The organism is Corallincola luteus (genome assembly GCF_004336975.1).
Lineage (GTDB): Bacteria > Pseudomonadota > Gammaproteobacteria > Enterobacterales > Neiellaceae > Corallincola > Corallincola holothuriorum.
In genome coordinates, this window is record NZ_SJXE01000012.1 from 80813 (window position 1) to 98748 (window position 17936).

Here is a 17936-nt window from a genome sequence, read left to right on the forward strand (position 1 = left end):
ACAACAACTGACAAATCCTCTTAGATCTTGCCATCAATGTCAATAAAACATGCCAATCGATAAATGACGACTGACAGTAACTGTAAAGCTTGATTTGCGACAACAAGGCTAAGATCAAAAAAGCCGCTGATAAATCAGCGGCTCCAAACATTCTAACTCAACTTTAGAACTTGAAGTTCACGCTTGAGTAGAAGAAACGTCCAACGACATCATATGCTTCCGTTACAGTGTTAGCATTGAAACCGCTATAAACTGTTTCAGGATCTCTATCGAACACGTTGTTCACACCTAGCGTCCAAGTCGCATTATCCAAGAACGCCCAATTGAACTGCGCATCGTGAACAATATTGGAGCTTGTTGAACGTTCAAAATCATAGGCGCCATCACCAAAGATCGCTGTACCATCTTCAACTTTCTCATCGATTCCTGAGATATAACGCATCTGCCAATTTGCAGAGTAATCGTCATAACTCCAGTCTAAGGTCGTATTAACACGCCACTCAGCAAAGAAACCATCATTGTCTTGCTCATGACGGCCTTTGTGAGCAATCGTAGAGCCATCAGACAAAGTCTTGTCGTAAGATCTTAATTGAGTACCACCAACGGTGAAGATGAAATCACCATACTCTGTTGGATCCATGTTGTAACGAATTTCAAAATCAATACCGTCAGTTTTCACTGAACCAACGTTGGTGTTTAGGTTCTCAACTTGAGAAATATTACCATCAGCACGACGAACAATTCGGTCACAAGCTTCTAAATCACCCGCTAACGCACACTGGTCCATCGTCGTTTGAGTACCGATTTGAGAGATTGCATTGTCAAGCTCGATATTCCAGTAATCTAAAGTAATTGCCAAGCCTTCAACAAACTCAGGTTCATACACTAAACCAATAGTGTAGATATCCGCAGTTTCAGGTTCTAGCTCAGAATATCCACCTTCCAAAGTACGAACTTGCGTGTTACCGCCGTTGTCGTAGCCACCACCTGGCGCGCCGCTAGCAACACAGTTAGCAGACACTTCCGCTTCTGTCAGACCATTTGCAGCCGCGGACGCAGCTGGGTCCACACAAGGATCTGCAGCTGTTGGGAATGTAATGAATTCCCCAGCATACAAATCAGAAACATTTGGAGCGCGGAATGCTTCTGAGATCGTACCACGAAGCATCACATCTTCAATTGGCTTCCAACGCAGGCCTACTTTATAAGTATCATCACTGCCGAAGGTGTTGTAATCGAAATAACGATAAGCAACATCCATTTCCAGCAATTCTGCACCAGTAACGCCGTCTAGAAGTGGAATATTGAACTCCACAAACATTTCGTCAACACGATATGCGCCATTAGTGTTCTGAGATTCACCAGCAGTTGTGGTGCCGCCGAGAACCAACGCGTCGTATGTCTGGCCACCTTCTTCTTCGCGATGCTCCATACCAGCAGCAAACCCTACGGTACCGTAGGGCAATTCAAACGCTTCACCGTCAATCAAGAATTGAACAATTGATTGCTCATTGTAACCATCAGACAAGGTGTTATATGGCGTTGAAATGTAGTCCAGCACTGCTTGGTCAATACTACCTTCACCGAAGATATTCAACGGCACACAGCCACCGATAACCGCACCATCAGCATCAGCACAGGCTAAGCTAGCGCCTTCAGTTCCTTCTGGCACGATAGCACCATCGCTATCAACCCAAGCGGTATCGCCCACGGCTTCAGCTACTCGATCAAGGTTGTAATAACCAGTGTCATATGTATCGGCAGTACTCTTACCGTAGTTGTATGAAAGTTCCCACCCCCAACCGTTGGTGAATAGGCCTTTAATACCCAAAACGGTGCGGAAAGTGTCTGTTTCATGGGAAGTGCTACGTCCGCCGGCTTCTACTGTACGACGACGCCAATCAGCTATATCATAGCTATTCCCATCTGCATCTTTTGGACCAAACATGCGGTTATAGTAGTTGTCCGCCGAATAGGTTGCATCGCCGTAATCAAAAAATGCAAGAGGAGCTAAAGGCTCTGCGGCGATCAAACGCTCAGATTGGCGGTTGGTATAAGAGCCTTCAGAGAATGCGACAATATCTTCAAAGATGGTCGTATCACCAAATGAAAGGCTACCCAGCTCATAGTTACCTTCCATGTTGACGTAGTAACGTTCACTAGGGGTAGAAAGGTAGTTTACCGGGTTGTAGTTATACGCGTCTCCACCGCCAAAACTAAAATCCTTCCATCCAGCATAATCTGGACCGAGGGTTTGGTTTATATCTGTGATATAAGGCGTGCCGGTATTGACTGTTGTTTGTTTTCCATCTGCATCAAGATAGAGGAGCTCTCCCGATGGATCTCTGGGGTCATCAGCATTAGTAGCATGAAACTTATATCCATCCACATTTGACCAAGGTGGAGCAGACGATCCCCCTGGCATAGTCCAAAAACCGTTACCGTCGTCATTTCCAAATGCCCAAGTTTCGAACTCTGAGTAACCGCGATCACCCATCATTACTTCTTCTTGCTCGTAATAACCAGCTGCGATAGTTACGTTGCCTTTATCACTTGAGGTTCCGATAACGATATCGACTTTCTTTTTCTCGCCATCGTTTTCATCGGTTTCACCGTAATAAGCTTCAAACTCAACGCCTTCGAAGTCTTTACGAGTGATAATATTAACTACACCACCGATAGCATCAGAGCCGTAAGTCGCAGAAGCACCATCTTTCAATACTTCGATACGCTCTACCACTGCAGTAGGAATGTTGTTTAGGTCAACGCCTGCATCAGCACCTAAACCCGAGTAAACAACACGACGACCATTTAACAATACCAGCGTACGATCTTCTCCCAATCCACGTAGCGAGAAATACACGCCACCACCACCGCCGTTATTCACGGAAGTGTTATTAGCAATACCTGCAGAGAAAGTTTGAGACTGGAGTAATGAACCGACATCAGTTTTACCTGACGCCATAATTGCTGAACGGTCAAGAACGGTAACGGGGTTGGCACCTTCGAAGTCAGTACGCTTAATACGCGAACCGGTGACTTCAATACGTTCAACTTCTTCTTCGTCCGCCGCATAGGCCGGAACTGCGGTAGCTGCGCTCGCAAACGCGCCACCAATCATAGCTAGGCGCACAGCCTTAGCCAGTTTGCTGGATGTATACATCTGTTTTTCTCCCTGGACCACTTATTTTTAAAAGTGTTTTTTTTATGCATCGGCTGAATCAAGTCAGTCCGAATATTGAACAAGTCAGCTTAGCAAACCTGTTCTGTCGCACCTCGGATATAAGCACAAGATTCCCTAATTGGTCAACACCAATTTTACAATTGGTTAATATCCGTTTACTTAGCTTTACAAAAACCACAAAAAGCCTATCACTTTAGAATCAAGGTGTTAGCGCAGAGCAATTGCTTGACTTTAGTGCGAAAGGAGCTACCGGCGCGCCAAATTGATGCAATTACTAAGCAAGTGTTGAAGGGATGTAACGAAACGTTACAGTACATTATTTACACTAAAATTCGATACTTAGCCGCCACCGAACCGCCCGTAACGCCAATCAACATTACACGGTGGCTAGCTAGAGCAATATGGAGGGCTGTGTTAACCTCCTTAGATCTCTCCTCGCGATAGAATACTGCGGTAAAATGTTTGAACTAGGCTTAGACCTACATGTATGGGCATTGCTCTGCGGAGCCGCGCTCCTTGCAGGTTTTGTTGACGCCATCGCTGGCGGAGGAGGTCTACTCACAGTACCTGCACTGATGTCTGCCGGACTCCCACCCCATATCGTATTAGGCACCAACAAGCTGGCCGCCACATTCGGCTCATTCGCAGCCAGCCTTACTTATTATCGCAACCGTCTGTTCCAACCAATGTTTTGGGTCTATTCAATATGCTGCACAGCGGTCGGTGCCATCATCGGCACCGTGGTCGTGGATCTAATTAGTGCTGACTGGCTGGAGCGTATACTGCCTTTAGTCATCATATTTATTGCGCTTTATACGCTGTTTCAACGTACCCCCCCTTTATACCAAAACCGTTTACCCAAGCGTTCATCACGCCTTGTTAAAGCACAATCTGCACAAGGCGTAGTTTTAGGTTTCTACGACGGTTTTGCTGGTCCTGGCACGGGTGCATTTTGGATGGTTTCAAATATGGCGATCTACAAAATGGATATTTTACGCTCCAGTGGTGTCGCCAAAGCGATGAACTTCGTCAGCAATGCTTGCTCACTGGCTGCGTTTATTTGGTTAAGTCATGTGAATTGGGGAATTGGCTTAGCCATGGGAATATGCATCATGTTAGGTTCCTTTATCGGTGCTCACACCGCGATCCGTTTTGGTGCAAGTTTTATCAAACCTGTTTTTATTACTGTCGTCGTGTTGATGGCACTTAAATTGGCATATCAAGCATGGTGAATTCGGCAAATCAGTGGTTACAAGGTATCGGCACAAAAATTGATGCGCTAGATAGACAAATAAAAGAGGGGCACCTCAAGAGTAGTATTCGTCACGAACAACTGTTTGGCACCTACCCTGTTAACCTGAAACAAGCCTGCCAGCAATGCAGAGAAACACTAGCCCGGGTTCGCGAAGCCTCACAGCGTCATAAAAGTGAAGCATTACTGCAATATTATTGCGAACAGCTTAATGACCAGCTTGCCGCCTTGTTCAATGCCGTCAAGCAGGCGTCACAAACTAAAACTGAACAACACACAAACTACTCTGCAGAAGTACTTAAGCTGAAAGAGCAGTTGGACAAGCATAGAGAATACGAACGCAGATTGCTTAGACGAGTGCAACAGTGTCAGCACTCCGTGGACAACGCCAGAAGTGAGCAATTCCGCCAGCAATGGTTGAATTGGTTACAAACCGAAAAAAGCCGACTACAGAAGTGTCGACAGGCATCAGCTGAGATCGAAGATCAGTTAGAGCTTGCGCAACGCCAGCATCAATAGTGAGGAGAATCCAAGGATGCGTCACCTAATCATTATCTTGTTATCAGTAGCAGCTATAACATTGCCGCAACAAGCTACAGCTAATACCACATTAGCCATTCCAGAAGAGATAGAAGTAATCAGTGTTGATGGCAAAGATCTTGGATTTCGTTTGCTAAATCAGCCTGATAAGCTGAACTTCGCAAAAGGCGAGCATGTTCTGGAACTACGCTATAAAGACTTATTCGAAGACGATGAAGGTGCGCACGCGGTCATCAAATCAGTGCCCTTGTATGTCCGTTTTGCCGCTATCGAAAATGGCGAATTTAAGATGCTGCTGGAAACCCCGGAAGATGAAGAAAGTGCTGAGATCTTTGCGGCAGCACCTAGTGTGCAGATAGTCAATACACAAGATAACTCTGTAGTAATGACTCGACAGGTAACAGAAACCAAGCAGCAGCAAAACTGGCTTGCCAGTTTATTAGCTCTGCCAGATGCTGACGAGGTGCATACTGCCCCTGCAGTTCCAACTTCTGACGACCTAGCGACGCCACAAACAGCTTCCTCGGTGGCAACCGGAGCTAAGCCAGTTACGCCTAAAACACTTGAGATGCTCAGATACTGGTGGCAGGAGGCCGATGTTGCAACCCGCCAACAGTTCATGAAAGAAGTACTCAGCCAATAGTCTTCATCACCCTCCCCTCAAAGACAGGCATCAAACCATGAGCTATAGCTCATAGTTTGATGCCACCGATTGTATAACTGCCCATCGCTTAGCTAGGCTATTGATTGTTAAATCTGAAACGAGATTGAGAGTCAGCTATGAAATTGGATTTAGATATTCGCAATTATTTTGAGCAATTGGTTGCAGAGCGGATTGCAAAACTAAACATCGATGAATCTGACGATGTAGAGTTTCAATCTGACCTCATGTGTTTAGCATTAAATCAGCTGCCCCCTCGCTATATTCGCCACGAAGTAGATATGGCCTTTTATCTCCCCGCCAATGAACGTTTACAAATGGAGATGCAGGCCAACGAGGCCGTCGAAAAGTCACTCCATTTTCTCAGAGAGCGAGCATCAGAAGCTTAGTAAAGACTTATCTGCATAAATAGAGTCGAAGTTTCAGTGTCAACTAAGCTTCCGTACCTATCTAAATCCAGGAAGGACAGTAAATAATGTGGGCCAAATACTTCGCACACTCGCTATTCTTTTTCCGCTCGGGATTCCACTACTGGATTGTGATTGGTGGCGTTTTGGTATCAGCTGCCGTGCCGGCTACAGCTGATAGCTTTCGCGCAGATATCGCTTTCAAAGTGCTCTATGTTGACGATCAAGAGATAGGCTCATTCCAGTCTCAAGGAAAATCCTTTCCACTAGACGCCGGTGACCATCAAGTTTTACTGCGCTACTCGAAGGACTTTGGGCGCCCCACCTCCCCAGATGTCATTAGCTCTGAGCCCATCGTCATCCTATTCAGTAGTCAGTCAGGGCAGACGATTTCAATTCAAGCAGCACTCCCAAGTAACAAGCGCGAGGCACGGAAATATGTCAATCAGCCTAGCTTCGAGCTGATTGATGAAAATGGTGTTCAGCTTCCAATCAAGTGGTTCATGTTGCCTCCTCAAGATGGCTTCCAACTCAACAGAGATCTACCCGCAGAAGCTGAGGCCTATAAGAAACAGCATCAAATCTCTCTTGCTACCACATCAAATGAACCCGCACTCGCACAACCCGCCGCCGAAAAACTTCAACCAGCCAAAATACAAACGCCTCCAACACCATCTGCACCAGTAGCATCAACGGGCCTAGATAACTCCTTATCAACTGCGACAACGGGCACAGAGTCCGTCAGTATGATGCCCCCCCCGGACCAAACCACACCAGCAGCTCCCCGAGTCAATAGTGATAAGTTAGAAGCACTGCAGCAGCTATATAGCCAAGCAGATGAAGAGACAAGAAAACGTTTCCAGATTTGGATAATCAATCAACAGTAAGAAGCCAAAACCAAAAAGCTGAAAAGCGGCGCGATTGCATACACTTTTGCGCCCAATAACACCGCCCGACGAGCCTCACTTTTCAATAAAGTGAAGGTAAAAAAAGCTCAAAACCTATCTCCCGCTTTCCTTCACTCCCCCGCACTGTTTTTCAAAGCTTATTTTTACGTTTCAGCTTACTTTTACCATATATAAAGCCGATACGGTGCTACGCTTAGTCTAACGCCAAATATCTCTATATATAAAAGAGTTAAGTGCGTATTTGAAAGGATGAATACGGAGACTTCGCAATGCAAAAATCAATAATTGCGCTGGCTATCAGTACACTGATACTGCCAGCGACAGCCCATGCGGCTGATGTCTACAAAAGCGGAAAAACAACGGCGGCCATTGGCGGTTACCTCGAGATGAATCTTACCCAGTCCGATGGTGACACCAATATGGACGACCTCAACTCACGGATTAACTTTTCCTATACTCAAGAGCTGACTGAAGGCTGGAGCGCCTTTGGTTTCGTTGAATGGCGTCTTAATTTGGTGGACAACACCGATTCAATCGGTTTCTCACAGGGCGGGGATAGTTTTGCCAGCTCTGCCGACGACTTCAACAACACCGTTACATTGAGGCATGGGCAAATTGGCGTCAACCACGACAAGTGGGGAACGATAAAAATTGGTAAGCAGTGGTCAGCGTACTACGACGTTACTTCATCAACAGATGTGTTAATGGTCTGGGGTGGTAATGCCTCAGGAACATTCAACTATGGTACGGATGGTGGGCAATCCGGTACCGGTCGCGCCGAAAAAGCAATTACCTACCGTAATAACTGGGGCGATTTTTACCTCGCTCTGCAGTATCAGGCTAAATCCGGCACCGAAACAGATATATATGAATGCCAACAAGACCCAAACATAGACTGCGACCCCGATAATTTAGGACCCGTGGTAACCAGCATTGAATACGATTACGGCGCTGGCGGCTCCATTACCTATCAAACGCCCTGGGACATCTCTCTGGGGATTGGCTATAACCGTTCTGAAATCACCAACTCCCCCAACGTTGCTGGCTTCAACGATGATTACGAAGACGTTGTCGCTGTTGGAGCTGTTTATGGTGCCTATAACGCTCCCATCAATGTCGCCATCAACTACAACTGGGGAGAAAACCACGAATTTGATGACGAAGGGACTGTATTCGATAGTGAAGGCCTAGAAATATATGGCCATTATATGCCCACCGCACATTGGCGACTCTATGCAGCTTACAACTACTTAAGGGAAGCCGGCGACGACGCTGGCTATGATGGTGATTTTGAAATCAAATACCTCGCCTTAGGTGCCCAATATATCTGGACCGAAACTTTCATTCTGTATACCGAAAATAAATTCGAAGACAGCAGCTTCACCAGCGACAAAGATCCTGACAACATCTACTCGATCGGTGTCAGATACTATTACTAAGCCATAAAACGTTAGCCCAAAAAGGATCACGTAGGTGATCCTTACTAAAGAAGGCAGACACAATGAGCAACAAAGACGAACATAACGATCCAAACATTTCAATGTATGAAGAGTTCCAGCTGGAGATTGGTGATAACGAATTTCCAAAAACTGGCGTTTCCGCTCGTTCAGCGAAAGCGCGGTTGGAAGCCCACATGTGGACTGACGCCAATCCGATGCTCAACCTGTCCAGCTTTGTGACCACTTTTATTGAGCCTGAATTAAAAGAGCTTGAGGGCGCCCATGCTCATGTCAACTATGTTGACCATGACATGTACCCTAAGACATATGACCTTGAAACCAGAATGGTCAACATGATCCATCAACTCTGGAATGGCCCGGCAGATGTTGAACCTTATGGTGCGGCTACCGTAGGTAGCTCTGAAGCGTGTATGTTGGCGGGATTAGCTCACAAGTGGAATTGGCGCGAAGCGAGAAAGGCAGCTGGAAAAGATGCCAGCAAACCCAATATGGTCACTGGTGGGAACGTCCAGATTGTCTGGAAAAAGTTCATGAAGTACTTCGATGTTGAAGCGAAGATTGTGCCGCTGGAAGTCGGTAACTACCGTCTAACAGCCGAACACCTCGATGAATACGTTGATGAAAATACAATCTGTGTCGTTGCAATTGCAGGTCAAACCTTCACTGGTGAGGATGACGAAATTCAGGAGATACATGATTGGTTAGATGCTTATGAAAAGAAAACTGGCATCTCAATTCCGTTGCATATTGATGGCGCGTCAGGTGGTTTTGTAAATCCTTTCCTTTATCCCGACTACGAATGGGACTTCCGCTTGCCTCGGGTGCAATCGATTAATGCATCTGGGCATAAATTTGGCTTGGTTAACCCTGGACTAGGCTGGATCGTGTTTCGGGACAAAAAAGTTTTTAATGAAGACCTTATATTCTATGTGAACTACCTTGGTGGAGAATCACCGACAGCTACACTCAATTTCAGTCGCAATGCGGCACCCATTATTGCGCAGGCATATCAGTTTATGCGTTATGGCTTTGAAGGCTATAAACGTATTATGGAACTGACTATGGATAATACAGTTCACCTCCGTGATCTACTGCTGGAAAGCGGCTATTTCGAAGTGATGAACAAAACCCAACGTATTCCTGTGGTGGCGTTAACGCTGAAAGATCACGTTAAGAACTTTAACGAGTTTGATGTATCAGCCAAAGTGCGAGAAAAAGGTTGGGTGCTGTCAGCTTATACCATGCCACCCAAAGCAGAAACGGTCGTTTCATTACGGATCGTTGTACGAGCTCACCTAAACAAACACGTTATTGGTCAATTGGCCGAGGATATAATCAACGCATGTAAGTATCTGGAAGAGCATGGTGGTACAGCCACGCCACCAGCCTTACACAGTCACGATAAGTCCTCACCTAAGTGCTAATGTATCTATAGTACTTGAAACAAATAAAGCCAGTGCTGGGCGTTGTAGGCTAGCACTGGCTTTCTTTGTTTAGACTGACGCAACAAACAAGTAAATAAAGAACACACATCAATACTCTCGAGAGCTTTACGATAGATCACTTTTAGATCTATCTGATTAACGACTAACGGGGACGTGACAAATGGCGACTAAAACTGACCTGCGACTACCCATTTTTATCATCGTGTACGGATTTTTCACCTGTTTCACAGTATCGGCTCATAACCTTTCCGTCGGTGGGACAGCACCAACCGTAGCGGTAGATAAACTCGGTGAAATAGTCCTCACCAAAGAAGAGATAAGCTACCAACCATGGGATACCAGCAAGTTGGCAGGTAAAGTGCGAGTGATTCAAGCGATGGCCGGCCGAACCAGTGCCAAGCAGATGAATGCACCATTAATGACGATGATTAGCGAACAACATTTTCCTGAGCAGAGCTATCAAACCACAACCATTATCAACCAAGATGATGCTATGTGGGGAACCAGCGGCATCGTTAAGTCCTCGGCGGAAAGTAGCAAAAAAGAGTTCCCATGGTCATCTTTAGTCGTCGATCAAGAGGGTGACATTGCTAAAGCTTGGGGTTTGAAAGAAGAGAGTTCAGCAATCATTGTACAGAATCAGATGGGTGAAATTTTATTCGTTAAAGAGGGCAAGCTAAGCGATAAAGAGATGCAACAAGTAATTGAATTAATAAATAAAACGATTCAATAACTTGATATTTTATAGATAAGAAATTTGGGTGGCGACCCCACCAGCCACACCCCGGCACACGAGTCATACGCTGCGGTTGCTCCCTTCCGGGCCTGGCCGAGTTCACATATTATCGTTGCGAGGGGACCAATAGGGCCACCATAACTGCACCTCGAAAGGCGCGGCGACTATATCCTAAAGCCGCCGCACTTTGCAAGTACCCTCAGACTAAAGAAAGTCGCCTAATTTATCTTTCAACGATTTAAGCTTTTCGTTATCGTCCAATTTTTCATCAAGCTTCTGTTGTAAGTCACCTTTAACCTTATTACCCATCGCTGATTCTAGATCGAGTGAGATATCTGGCGCAGCCATAGCGCCACTAATATGTAAAGGTATCTCGACATCTTTAAGGTCATCGGTCCCCTTCCCGCCCTGACCTTCCAAACTCGCCACTAGAGCCACTAACAAACGATAATCCAATTGCTCCGTCACTAAACCCGCACTACCACGGCCGTTAAGCCTTAATAGTGGTGACATCATCAGTAAGTCTGGATTAGTTACTTGACCATCAGCGAGATTAAATGAGCCCGTTAATGCCGTAAAATCAGTTTTCTGAGGCGCGTCTGTCGCTTTATCTCCTTTACCAGTCAGAGTCGCATAAGTTGAGCGGATGAGATGTGGAACATTAATGCCATTGACAGCACCGTCTTTGAATTCAAAGTTACCACGACCATTCGCCCCCTTTTTAATCGCATCAGGAGTCAACCCCACGCCTTTAAGTCTAAAACTTACGCTACCCTTGCCTGAAACCAACTCTTTGTCGGCAAGTGCTTTAACCAATGGCAATGCTTCAACCTCCCTTACCTGGGTACTGAGCTGATAGCCCGCAGGATAAATAGTGCCATCTAAAATAGCTGATAGCGCCAAATCGCCGCCATATAGCTTAGCTAATACCGGGGCAGCACTGAGCTTGCCGTCTACAATTTTCAATGTCAGAAATAGATCTTGAATAGAAAGATTAGAAGCATTTAGTTGCGCAACCTTGACGGTTCCAGCCAAATCAACCCCATTAAGCCCACTCAGGTCTGGCTCAGTTGCAGGCTCTTGAGGTGCGCTCGGCGCTGGCTTGGCATTTTCAGCCGATGCAGGCTGACTTGCGGGCAATAGCTTATCAATATCAATCAGCTCTGAAGCTAATTCGAATCGAATAACAGGAACATCTTGATGGGCAAGCGAGAAATAGCCGTCCATAGCTTGACCGTCAAATGACAAACCAAGCGGATTAAGAGATAGCAATTTATCCTGTTTTAGATAGCTAAGCTGAGCTTTCACTAAGGCACTCATTTCACCATTTGGAATGCTGCTTCCAGTGGCTACAAGTGCTATCTGTAAATCTCTTACCTCCACGACTGAAGTCGCTGAGACAATACTTAGTGAGCCTGAGACATCAACAGCTGCACTGATCTCCGGTGTCGACGCTTCTATATGACAAGACAACTCACCCACAGTATCTGCAGCAACAGGTCCCAAAGTACAAGCTTCAATGGTGACGGTTTGTTTAGTCTGCGCATCTAAATCTTCAGAGATAAGTTCAACGTCGGTTAAGGCCACTGAGCCTAAATAGAAGCCTGGGGGCAGTATGGGTTGAACAACGTCACTCGGCTCCGCCTCAACGATCACTTCATCTTCATGCTGCGCAGGCGTGCCTTGTGCAGCCAAATCATCGAGATTAGATACACCGTCTCTCTTCTGCAGGCGAACAGCGACCCCGTTTAGGCTGACACCATGGATCTCTACCTGACCGCTAAACAGAGGCAATAGAGCCACAGAGACACTCACATCAGCCACTTCAATCATTGGCTCAACCGGAAAACCGACGGCATTACTTAACTTTACGCCGTCAACTGAAAAGCCGATAGATGGAAAGAGTTGTAATCCGATGTCGCCATCGATGGTTAGAACTCTGCCAGTGGCTTTTTCAACCTGCGATGTCACTTCAGGTTTGTACTTGTTTGGATCAAAGGTGACAACAACCACTATCACCACCAAGAGCAAGAGAGCCAACACAGCGGCCAAAACTTTAAGTATTTTTCCCATCACGTTCACCTGATCACAGTTCCTTTCGTTAAGTGTAGGCAGAATTTAGGGTAGAATATTCTGCTGACGTGGAATAATAGAAACATGTTAACCTTTTGAATTAAAAATAAACCATAACCAATTCAATATATTTGGTCTGGTGTGTTGTACAGTCTCAGGATGTGACGATGTTAAAAAAAGCAGGTTTAGTAGTTTTAGCGATGTTAAGCACCCATGCATGGGCTGAAATTCCCGATGGCGTTTCACCAATGGAACAGGAGTGCTATCAACAGCTAGAAGGATTTATTGTCCTTAACAACGCCCCAGAGCAAGGCGAAGTAGACGGTGTTCCACAGGTTGGTATGAGCAATGAAGAGCTTCAAGTGATTATAGATCAAGAAGGCTACTGCACTGCTTGGCAAGCACTGGTCGAATCATTTATTCGCCAACACGGTGAAGTGTTAGATTCCGTAGAAAGAACAACAGGTATGCCCACCCCCGGCAAATCTCACTAACTTATGTTAGTGCTGAGTGAGGGGCTTCTGCTCCTCACTCCCCCTCTTCCCTCTAACCATTGCTCGGGCAAACCTCATCAAATAGCACTTCAGAAAGTTCACGCTGTTTATCCCAACCTAAGGCTTTTAGCTCTGGGATTTCAGGAAAATCATCGGTATACCCTAGACAGAGATAACCAACCAGCTCCCAAGTATCAGGCGCTTTAACAGCGGCCTTAACCACCTTCGGATCCAAAATACTCACCCAACCGATGCCCACATTTAACGCCCTAGCCATCAGCCACATGTTTTCGATAGCGCAAACCACGCTAAAGCGCCCCATATCAGGCATCGCTGTTTGGCCAAGTACGGGGCCATCATTCGGCGCATAAAACACCGCCAAGTTGATCGGTGACTCTTTTATGCCTTCAAGTTTAAGACGGCGATAAAGCGATTGCTTCTCATCAGTGAAGCAAGCTTCACCTTCACGGTTCTTCTGTTCAAATGAGTCTGATATTTGCTCTTTTGTTGCCTGTTCCTTGATCGTAACAAAGCGCCAAGGTTGCGAAAAACCGACGGAAGGGGCATGTAGACCGGCATTCAATATCCGCTGGTAAACAGCATCAGGAATAGGTTTAGAGGTAAAGTGATTACCCCGAATATCGCGACGCTGCTGGATAACGGATTCAACAGCATCAGCAAACTCTGCGCTGAAACGCCCCCGAGGTGCCATGGAGCTCACCAATCCACCCCTTTACGCGCTTTAATACCAGCATCAAAAGCATGCTTTAATGGCTGTACTTCAGAAACCGTATCAGCAATTTCCGTTAGCCGACGATGAGCTCCCCGCCCAGTCAATACCACGCTTTGCTCCTCAGGTCTGGCATTAAGAGCATCGATAACTTCATCTAAGTCGAGATAACCGTACTGAACCATATAGGTAATTTCATCCAGTAACACCAAGTGCAGGCTAGGATCCGCTAACATCCGCTTTGCCGCTTGCCAAACTTTCTGCGCAGCCGCAGTATCGGCTTCCTTATTTTGTGTTTCCCAGGTAAATCCCGTATTCATCACCTGAAACTCTACGCCGGCACCTTCGAGAAGGTTACGCTCACCACAATCCCACGTCCCTTTGATAAATTGCACCACAGCAGCCTTATAGCCGTGTCCAACACAACGTGCCACGGTACCAAATCCAGAGGTACTCTTGCCCTTACCGTTCCCAGTGATCACTATCAATACGCCACGTTCGGTTTGCGCCGCATCAACACGCTTATCCACGTTTTCTTTCAGTTTCTGTTGACGCGCTTTGTGGCGTTCATCCTTTACCGCTTTATCGACCATTTAACTCTCCATCAAAAATTTTGGCTGCCATCCGAGATGGCGAACACTGTACTGTACATCTTGGCCAAGCGCATGATAACGCTGGATAGAGGTCACAGAAGCATAGGGAATATTCAGAGATAACAGGGATTGCATACCGCCACACCCGAAACCCATTACCTCAGCTAATAGCATTCGGATCACTCCACCATGAGTAAAAGCGATAGCCTGTGAATCAAAACGTTGCCATAGCGATGACAATGCCTCAGCTGTGCGACGATGAAACACTTGTAATGGCTCAGCACCAGGCAATGTATCACTCATAGGAGCCCCCCAGAACTTGCCAAGTAGCTGCCGTTCATCTTCCGAATACACGGCAAAAGGCTTGCCATCTAACTCGCCAAAGTCACATTCACTAAATCCTGTTTCAGTTTGCACTTCAAGCGAAAAGCGCTTGGCGATGATATCAGCGGTGCGGCGACATCTAATACGGGGGGAGGTAAACAGCGCATCGTACGCCATCAGATCTCCCATTTGCTCAACGAGTTCAACGGCAGCTTGATGCCCGCGATCTGAAACTGCGGTGTCGGTTCGCCCCAACAGGCATGGAGGACCGGCGACGGCACCGTGACGAATAAGAAAAAGCTCTTGAAGCGTACTCACAAATTCTGCCCTTTGAGCACAAGCGGCATACCTGCGGTTACCAAGGTCACCTTATCTGCAATCTGAGCGACGCGTTGGTTCAACCAGCCCGCTTCATCTCGAAAACGTCGCGCCAACCGATTTTCTGGCACAATCCCCATACCAACTTCATTACTCACCAGGAGCACCCGACACGACATCCGCGCTAATACTGCAAGCAAACGGTCAATTTCGGCAGCCAATGAAGACTCATCAGCAAGCAAGTGGTTACTAAGCCATAACGTCAGGCAATCAACCAGCAAGTAATGTTCGCTGTTGGACAGGGAATCCAGAGTTTCGGCCAGCACCAACGGCGACTCGATCAGCTGCCATTCTGCTGGGCGTTGTAATTGGTGATGTAAAATACGCTCACTCATCTCCTGATCAAAAGCTTGTGCGGTAGCAATGTATACGACGTTGCTACCACTGCGCTTCAGTAGAGATTCAGCGTAAGCACTCTTCCCCGAACGAGCACCACCAAGCACTAATTCAATCACAACAATGTTCCTGTAACAGCAATGCAAGAAAGATAAATAGTAAGTTCTGACAGCTGCTGCGCAGCCCCTAAGGCATCACCGGTATAACCGCCTATTTGACGAATATAGAACTGTTGTAAAATCACTCTCAGAATAACTAAACAAATCAGACTGACAACGGCCATTTGCCACGGGATAAATGCCAACATTAATGCCGCCCAACTCATAGTAAATAACAAACCTAAAGCAGACAGGCGTGTCGCCAGCGGTTTACTCTTACTACTTTCAGCGTCGGCAACATATTTAAGATTAAAAATAAAACTTACCGAGAAGGATCTACTCACAGCATGTGCAACAACGATAATAAGCGCCGATTGCAACTGCGTTAAGCTGGCCGCCTTGAGCATCAACACCATAAACAGCCCGATTGCACCATAAGTACCTATACGAGAATCTTTCATGATCCTCAACTTATGCGCGCAATCTAAACCGCCACCAAGCCCGTCACAGGTATCCGCTAGGCCATCTTCATGGAACGCTCCGGTAATAAGAACTGATGCAGCCATAGACAACATAACGCCAATCGTCGTTCCCAGCGCATCAACACAAAGCAAATATACAGCAGCGGCAGCCAAGCCAATAAGGGAACCAACCACGGGAAAATACACGCAGCACCGACTTAACCAGCGAGGATCAAACTCCCCCGGGATCACAACCGGGACACGAGTAAGAAATTGCACGGCTACAAGAAACAGACGCCACTGTAATTGAAACCAATTCATTATTGACTGACGCCCGCATCACCAAAAGAAGCCATCTCATTAAGAAATGCAACGGCACTTTGGCACAAAGGATACGCAAGCGCTGCCCCAGTGCCTTCACCGAGTCTCATTCCTAAATCTAGTAGGGGTCTAGCATTCATCTCTGCCAGTAAACGTTGGTGCCCACGTTCATCTGATGCATGACAAAAGACGAAATAGTCGCGTGCCGCAGGGGCAATTTTATAAGCCAACAAAGCCGCCACTGAAGCAATAAAGCCATCGACAAGAACCACCATTTTGCTTTCGGCTGCAGCAAGCATAGCCCCCGTCATCATCGCTATTTCAAAACCGCCTGCCGCAGCCAGGGCTGAGACCGGATCAAGCCGGCCGTTAACGCGAGCTAGCAACTTGTTGACGGCAGCAGCTTTCAGCACAACGCCAGCATCATCCACACCGGTTCCTCGCCCTACGCATAGATCAGCTTGGATCCCCGTCACTAACGCCATCAAAGCAGCGGCAGACGTTGTATTACCTATTCCCATTTCACCAAAGCCAACAATATTTGTGCCAGTACGCTGCGCGCCAGCAATCAGCTCCTTCGCGTGCAAAAAGGCAAGCTGTACTTGTTCTGAGGTCATAGCGTTTTGCAGCAAGAAATTCTTCGTACCCTTACCCAAAGAGCAATTCAGCAGCTTATCAGAGTATTCGATCGTCGAGCTGATACCTGCATCGACGACGTAAAGCTGAATATCGTGTTGCCGACAAAACACATTAATTGCAGCACCACCGTTGACGAAGTTCATCACCATCTGCGAAGTCACCTCTTTTGGATAGGCACTAACCCCTTCATCGGTGATCCCATGATCGCCAGCGAATACCCAAAACACAGGCTTTGTAAGCGCAGGTGTCGCTGAGTCCTGAATTTGAGCGATCTGCAATGCCAGCGTTTCTAAAGCACCCAATGCGCCCAACGGCTTGGTTTTGTTATCAATGGTAGTTCGAATTAATTGAGTTCTATCGTCACTAATATGGCTAATTGACCACATCTACTCACCTGCTTAATAAAGAGATAATCAGCTAAAAATGGAGGGAGCATTACTGATAATGCCCAGCCCTCCGAGTTACCCGCTCGGCTGCTGTGCTAGGAGTAAAGCTGGTCATCTGACTTACACAAAACTCTTATCAAACAAATCGTTGAACCAAGTAGTGATCACAGTTGCGGGTACAGTTGTGGATTCTCACCACATTCCCATTTGGAAAGGCTTTATTCCCAGAATGACAGGAGAGATGAGTATACGGGTAAACACGCCATGGTCACAACGCTAGGCTTTAATCAATAACGGAGAGAGATTGAAAGTTCTATCGTTTCACTGAACAAACTAAATGAAGAACGATACGCTACTTCATAGTGGCCACAGCGCTAAAGGCTCTCCAACAAAAAAGCCCCTCGCTTGGGCGAAGGGCTTTACTGTTTTCAATGGCCTTAAACGCAAAAAGGCTACCCTATCGGGTAGCCTCTTCACTGTATTAGGTGTCTGGCGGTGACCTACTCTCAC

17 protein-coding genes, 1 other RNA gene and 1 riboswitch are annotated in these 17936 nt (G+C 46.6%); of the genes, 9 read left to right on the top strand and 9 right to left on the bottom strand.

Annotated features, from left to right (window positions below; all coding sequences use genetic code 11):
* Nucleotides 1-163: 163 nt before the first annotated feature.
* A complete protein-coding gene (locus tag EZV61_RS17720) occupies nucleotides 164-3163 on the bottom strand; it encodes a TonB-dependent receptor domain-containing protein (protein ID WP_131417323.1) in 3000 nt (999 codons plus the stop codon).
* A 479-nt stretch (nucleotides 3164-3642) separates the two neighbouring features.
* On the opposite strand from EZV61_RS17720, the gene EZV61_RS17725 reads away from it, so the two are divergent.
* The 8 genes from EZV61_RS17725 to EZV61_RS17760 all read left to right on the top strand — a co-directional run bounded on the left by EZV61_RS17725 (nucleotide 3643) and on the right by EZV61_RS17760 (nucleotide 10590).
* Nucleotides 3643-4416, top strand: coding sequence for a TSUP family transporter (locus EZV61_RS17725; protein WP_131417325.1), 774 nt, complete (start codon nucleotides 3643-3645; stop codon nucleotides 4414-4416).
* Complete coding sequence (gene priC / locus EZV61_RS17730) at nucleotides 4410-4955, top strand: primosomal replication protein PriC (protein WP_114338398.1); 546 nt, start codon at nucleotides 4410-4412, stop codon at nucleotides 4953-4955. Before EZV61_RS17725 ends, priC begins: the two co-directional genes overlap by 7 nt.
* 16 nt (nucleotides 4956-4971) lie before the next feature.
* Entirely contained in the window at nucleotides 4972-5619 is a 648-nt protein-coding gene (locus EZV61_RS17735; RefSeq protein ID WP_131417327.1) for a DUF2057 family protein, read from the top strand.
* A gap of 137 nt (nucleotides 5620-5756) precedes the next feature.
* Nucleotides 5757-6026: a late competence development ComFB family protein gene (locus tag EZV61_RS17740; RefSeq protein ID WP_114338396.1), complete on the top strand. Its 270-nt coding sequence runs from the start codon at nucleotides 5757-5759 to the stop codon at nucleotides 6024-6026.
* Nucleotides 6027-6112: 86 nt separating this feature from the next.
* Nucleotides 6113-6931 carry a YccT family protein gene (locus EZV61_RS17745; RefSeq protein ID WP_131417329.1) on the top strand — a complete coding sequence of 273 codons (819 nt, stop codon included), beginning with the start codon at nucleotides 6113-6115 and terminating at the stop codon, nucleotides 6929-6931.
* A 290-nt stretch (nucleotides 6932-7221) separates the two neighbouring features.
* Nucleotides 7222-8391, top strand: a complete 1170-nt coding sequence (locus tag EZV61_RS17750) for a porin (protein WP_131417331.1) — start codon at nucleotides 7222-7224, stop codon at nucleotides 8389-8391.
* Between the two features lie 62 nt (nucleotides 8392-8453).
* Entirely contained in the window at nucleotides 8454-9836 is a 1383-nt protein-coding gene (gad, locus tag EZV61_RS17755) for a glutamate decarboxylase (protein ID WP_130565265.1), read from the top strand.
* A gap of 181 nt (nucleotides 9837-10017) precedes the next feature.
* On the top strand, nucleotides 10018-10590 hold the full coding sequence (locus EZV61_RS17760; RefSeq protein WP_131417333.1) for a YtfJ family protein: 573 nt from the start codon (nucleotides 10018-10020) through the stop codon (nucleotides 10588-10590).
* A gap of 35 nt (nucleotides 10591-10625) precedes the next feature.
* Here EZV61_RS17760 and ffs read toward each other — a convergent pair.
* Together ffs and EZV61_RS17770 are read right to left on the bottom strand one after the other, a co-directional pair.
* Nucleotides 10626-10722: signal recognition particle sRNA small type (gene ffs / locus EZV61_RS17765), an RNA gene on the bottom strand.
* 75 nt (nucleotides 10723-10797) lie between these two features.
* Nucleotides 10798-12666 (bottom strand): AsmA family protein, encoded by a 1869-nt coding sequence (locus EZV61_RS17770; RefSeq protein ID WP_131417336.1) that lies wholly within the window; start codon nucleotides 12664-12666, stop codon nucleotides 10798-10800.
* 167 nt (nucleotides 12667-12833) lie between these two features.
* Here EZV61_RS17770 and EZV61_RS17775 point away from each other — a divergent pair, with 167 nt between their 5' ends.
* Complete coding sequence (locus EZV61_RS17775; RefSeq protein WP_114338388.1) at nucleotides 12834-13160, top strand: hypothetical protein; 327 nt, start codon at nucleotides 12834-12836, stop codon at nucleotides 13158-13160.
* Nucleotides 13161-13212: 52 nt separating this feature from the next.
* Here the strand turns inward: EZV61_RS17775 and bluB are convergent, their stop codons facing one another.
* The 6 genes from bluB to cobT are packed head-to-tail and all read right to left on the bottom strand — an operon-like array spanning nucleotide 13213 to nucleotide 17426.
* Nucleotides 13213-13872, bottom strand: a complete 660-nt coding sequence (gene bluB, locus EZV61_RS17780) for a 5,6-dimethylbenzimidazole synthase (protein WP_114338387.1) — start codon at nucleotides 13870-13872, stop codon at nucleotides 13213-13215.
* 5 nt (nucleotides 13873-13877) lie between these two features.
* A complete protein-coding gene (gene cobO, locus EZV61_RS17785; protein ID WP_114338386.1) occupies nucleotides 13878-14483 on the bottom strand; it encodes a cob(I)yrinic acid a,c-diamide adenosyltransferase in 606 nt (201 codons plus the stop codon).
* Nucleotides 14484-15125 carry a histidine phosphatase family protein gene (locus EZV61_RS17790; protein ID WP_131417338.1) on the bottom strand — a complete coding sequence of 214 codons (642 nt, stop codon included), beginning with the start codon at nucleotides 15123-15125 and terminating at the stop codon, nucleotides 14484-14486.
* Nucleotides 15122-15640: a bifunctional adenosylcobinamide kinase/adenosylcobinamide-phosphate guanylyltransferase gene (cobU, locus tag EZV61_RS17795; protein WP_114338384.1), complete on the bottom strand. Its 519-nt coding sequence runs from the start codon at nucleotides 15638-15640 to the stop codon at nucleotides 15122-15124. The genes EZV61_RS17790 and cobU overlap by 4 nt, the downstream gene beginning before the upstream one ends.
* A complete protein-coding gene (locus EZV61_RS17800) occupies nucleotides 15637-16401 on the bottom strand; it encodes an adenosylcobinamide-GDP ribazoletransferase (RefSeq protein ID WP_131417340.1) in 765 nt (254 codons plus the stop codon). The genes cobU and EZV61_RS17800 overlap by 4 nt, the downstream gene beginning before the upstream one ends.
* The gene (cobT, locus tag EZV61_RS17805; protein WP_131417342.1) at nucleotides 16401-17426 is read right to left on the bottom strand and encodes a nicotinate-nucleotide--dimethylbenzimidazole phosphoribosyltransferase; all 1026 of its coding nucleotides are present in this window, start codon (nucleotides 17424-17426) and stop codon (nucleotides 16401-16403) included. Before cobT ends, EZV61_RS17800 begins: the two co-directional genes overlap by 1 nt.
* Before the next feature lie 88 nt (nucleotides 17427-17514).
* A riboswitch (cobalamin riboswitch) is annotated at nucleotides 17515-17662 on the bottom strand.
* Between the last annotated feature and the right edge of the window lie 274 nt (nucleotides 17663-17936).

Coding starts and splice junctions, on each gene's coding strand:
- gad (WP_130565265.1), top strand. CDS start 8,454: ATGAGCAACAAAGACGAACATAACGATCCAAACATTTCAATGTATGAA.
- EZV61_RS17725 (WP_131417325.1), top strand. CDS start 3,643: ATGTTTGAACTAGGCTTAGACCTACATGTATGGGCATTGCTCTGCGGA.
- cobT (WP_131417342.1), bottom strand. CDS start 17,426: ATGTGGTCAATTAGCCATATTAGTGACGATAGAACTCAATTAATTCGA.
- bluB (WP_114338387.1), bottom strand. CDS start 13,872: ATGGCACCTCGGGGGCGTTTCAGCGCAGAGTTTGCTGATGCTGTTGAA.
- EZV61_RS17750 (WP_131417331.1), top strand. CDS start 7,222: ATGCAAAAATCAATAATTGCGCTGGCTATCAGTACACTGATACTGCCA.
- priC (WP_114338398.1), top strand. CDS start 4,410: ATGGTGAATTCGGCAAATCAGTGGTTACAAGGTATCGGCACAAAAATT.
- EZV61_RS17720 (WP_131417323.1), bottom strand. CDS start 3,163: ATGTATACATCCAGCAAACTGGCTAAGGCTGTGCGCCTAGCTATGATT.
- EZV61_RS17775 (WP_114338388.1), top strand. CDS start 12,834: ATGTTAAAAAAAGCAGGTTTAGTAGTTTTAGCGATGTTAAGCACCCAT.
- EZV61_RS17745 (WP_131417329.1), top strand. CDS start 6,113: ATGTGGGCCAAATACTTCGCACACTCGCTATTCTTTTTCCGCTCGGGA.
- EZV61_RS17770 (WP_131417336.1), bottom strand. CDS start 12,666: ATGGGAAAAATACTTAAAGTTTTGGCCGCTGTGTTGGCTCTCTTGCTC.
- EZV61_RS17800 (WP_131417340.1), bottom strand. CDS start 16,401: ATGAATTGGTTTCAATTACAGTGGCGTCTGTTTCTTGTAGCCGTGCAA.
- EZV61_RS17740 (WP_114338396.1), top strand. CDS start 5,757: ATGAAATTGGATTTAGATATTCGCAATTATTTTGAGCAATTGGTTGCA.
- EZV61_RS17760 (WP_131417333.1), top strand. CDS start 10,018: ATGGCGACTAAAACTGACCTGCGACTACCCATTTTTATCATCGTGTAC.
- EZV61_RS17735 (WP_131417327.1), top strand. CDS start 4,972: ATGCGTCACCTAATCATTATCTTGTTATCAGTAGCAGCTATAACATTG.
- cobO (WP_114338386.1), bottom strand. CDS start 14,483: ATGGTCGATAAAGCGGTAAAGGATGAACGCCACAAAGCGCGTCAACAG.